We start from the raw sequence: 1,144 nt of genomic DNA, 5'->3' as shown, positions 1-1,144 counted from the left end.
CCAATTGTTTGACGTATATCTTCGCATGTTTCCATGTAGTCTTCCCAAACATGTCTTGTAACAAGTTTTACATGATCTTTGCTAGCTGTGCATTGCGACAGATACTGACATCCCTCACAGATTTTTCCGCAGCTTTTGTACTCCCGATACCCATCTCGATTGGTGGTGCTGTAGTGCAGGAAATGATTACCCGGACAAATGTATGCATCATTGTATTCATCATACACATACTCATGTTTTCTGAAAAATCCATCTTTAGTCATCGGGCGTTTGTATGGAAATACCGGTGTCACGCCATCGTCTATAAGCATTTTCGCTATCGCAGGAGTTTTATAACCAGCATCAACAATACAGTATTTCATTCCAACATGTGTAAGCTTGTCATAAAGCCCTTTAAAAGTTCTGCTATCATGCTCGTTGCCGGGATTTACTGTAAAATCTATAATCCATCCGTTTTTATCGCAGGCAGTTTCAATCCCATATGCAAACACATGCTTGTGTTCTCCCTTTCGAAACCATCCACTTTCAGGATCTGTTGTACTGCACTTGATGGTTTTTCCGTCTAGTGGAATGTCATCTGTATAGTTTTCAAATTTATCATTGCCGCCGGATCCTGGCTTATTATGATCGTCTTTATCTTTGAGAGGTTTCTTTCCATGTGATTCTCGGTCAGCATTGATATCTTTGCGTAGCATATCGGCATAGAATAAGGCCTCTTGTTGTGCAATTCGTCTTTGCATCTTTTTGTTATTAGCCCTTGCTTTGACATGTGTTGCATCAACAAAGATTTCTGTTGGATCAACCAGCTTAAAGCGATAGCATTCTTCTAGGATATGCTGAAAAATCTGCTCAAATAAATCGGTATCCTTAAAACGACGGGTATAGTTCTTCCCAAATGTAGAGAAATGCGGAACAGGATCATAAAGTTCAAGTCCGAGAAACCAACGGTATGCCATGTTTACCTCAATCTCTTTGATGGTTTGGCGCATACTTTTTATTCCGTACAGATACTGAATAAGAGGAATCTTAATAAGCGTTACAGGGTCAATGCTCGGACGTCCCATGCCATCAGAATAAGTATCACGAACAAGGTCATAAATAAATGACCAGTCAATTGCTTTATCGATAATCCGCAGAAGATGAT

General features: G+C 39.9%; 1 protein-coding gene. It reads right to left on the bottom strand.

Annotated elements, in window-relative coordinates; genetic code table 11:
* A partial coding sequence (locus WMO43_RS14060; RefSeq protein WP_353531585.1) for an IS1182 family transposase occupies positions 1 to 1,144 on the bottom strand: 1,144 nt, incomplete at both ends.

Origin of the sequence: Maccoyibacter intestinihominis (assembly GCF_040096355.1) — a bacterium.
GTDB lineage: Bacteria > Bacillota > Clostridia > Lachnospirales > Lachnospiraceae > Maccoyibacter > Maccoyibacter intestinihominis.
The sequence above is the reverse complement of the archived record's forward strand: the minus strand, read 5'-3'. Positions and strand labels throughout refer to the sequence as shown.